This window comes from Candidatus Dependentiae bacterium (genome assembly GCA_016871815.1).
GTDB lineage: Bacteria > Babelota > Babeliae > Babelales.
In genome coordinates this window covers 1-1,993 of the sequence record VHBT01000050.1, presented here as the reverse complement: position 1 = coordinate 1,993, position 1,993 = coordinate 1, and the positions used below count along the sequence as shown (strand labels likewise).

The following is a 1,993-nucleotide window of genomic DNA, read 5'->3' as shown; positions in this document are numbered from 1 at the left end:
TTGTTGTGTCGTTAACGATTGCAAATCCAAGTTAGAACGCATCGCCATTTGCGCAATACCTAGATGTGTTCCGTTAGCAATAATGCACGCTTTAACGCAACTATCGTCGCGTTCGCCTTTTTGATAGCGCCCATTGATATGCGTAAAGGCCTCCATGAACTGACAAAGATTATTCACAAAATCAAAGACGTCACTGATGTCAATCGGTGGCAATGTTCGATAAAATGTATGGTCTAATTCTTCATTATCGTCAGGATAAGTTAAGTTCCAGGTTTTTTTACCGTCGACTTCCGTGATTTTAATGTAGGTATTTTCACCGCTCGCAATATTCTCATTAACGATGACATACCATTCTTCGAGTATTTCGATTAATTCATCCAGACGCTTTTCAACATCATCCGATAATTTAACATTATTAAGTTTTTCTATGATTTTTGGCTTATCTTTTTCCCAATCTTTGACGGATTTGATGTCTTCGGTAAACGATTTGAACTGCAAAGTATCATTCAAGTGAATGCGATAAGAAGCAAGTTGCTCACGCAATCGGTGATAAAGAAAAAACTCGTATGCTTTTTTATTCAATTGCTGATTTTTGTAAAGATAAGGATTTGTCTTTGGCGGAATGCATTTTGTCGGCAATTTTTTCTCTTCAATACTATCTACAGAGACATGCTTTGAAAACAAGGCTTGCAACGCTAAGGCATCGTGTAAGACGCTGTTTTTCTTTGAATCACTGCTTAACGCTAACGCGCAAAACAAAGGCTTTAGATTTTTTGTGATGGTTGCATGTTTTTTTGTGATTTGTTGCCAAAATAACCGTTGCCGATACTGTTCTTGATGCATCATATGGGTTTTTATTTTTCGAATCATTTCGCGCGGCATGATTTTATAAGCCTCATTTTCTGCCACTTGCCCAAATTTTTGCTTAAATAAATTTTCTTCATCAAACAAGCCAATCAGTTTTGCATTTTTTTCTTGATCTAAATCGAGTTGCTTTTTTTCATCCAAAAATATTTTTTCGGCTTCTTTTTCTGATTCTGAATAATATTGGTCAATTTTATAAATATACGCTTGCGCAATATTTTCACTGATTTTTTGATAACGCGTATACAGGTAACATAAAAGATATAAATACGCTTTTTCTTCCGGCATACGACGTAATTTGTAGACGGAATAATAGAGAGTCAATCTCCCATAATGATGAATATTATGCTGTGATATCTCTAAGGCAGGCAAGAGGGTTTTTGAGTAATCATAGACATCTTTTCCGAATGCTTGTTTTTCTAATTCATTCTTCATTTGCCGATAATTAAAATTCTTGAGGTCTTGTTTAAAATTCGTCAACAGGTAAAACTTTTCTGTTTCTCGAATAATAGTGGAGAGCTTTTCTCGAATATGTTCTGGAATCTGTTGAGTAATGATATTCGATAGCCGCGATTCTTCTTGTGTAATGGCTGTGCTAATGATGTCTTGCATGATCGTATAGTCAGGCAATAAAAGATTTTCCTTTTCAATCATTGAAATTAAAGCGCGAAAAATCTCTTGCGGGCGATGATAATAGGCTAATAAATCGGTTGCTTTTTTTGATAACAATTGATCTCGGTTTTTCTCATTGTCTTGAATATTTAAAAATTTCAGGATTGATTTTCGAAGTGTTGTTTGGGTATTGCGTGAAGGGAGGGATTCGATGGCTGTATTAGCATCCGCGGGAAAATAGGCATTGAGGATAAAAGAAATATCGCGGTTGACTTCTTTTGCCGTCAGCGTGAAAAGTCGTCGTCGCGCGCGGATATAGCCCCACTGCAAGATAAAATAACATTGACTGGAAAGTGACAATTTCTCAATGTACTGTTGTGCTTCAGATGTCAGGGTAAAATAATACTGCTGTTCGCTTTCATTGAATTTTGGGAGATCATAAAAATCATGATAGTCACTGATATCTAACAACGTTAAACGTTTCGACGCTTTACTCATGCATCATCCTGCATGACCT

At 36.2% G+C, this 1,993-nt stretch carries 1 protein-coding gene; it reads right to left on the bottom strand.

All coding sequences use genetic code 11. The annotated features are described in order from the left end of the window. The coding region (locus tag FJ366_04400; protein ID MBM3894807.1) for a Tn3 family transposase at window positions 1-1,974 on the bottom strand (1,974 nt) is incomplete at its 3' end. Between the last annotated feature and the right edge of the window lie 19 nt (window positions 1,975-1,993).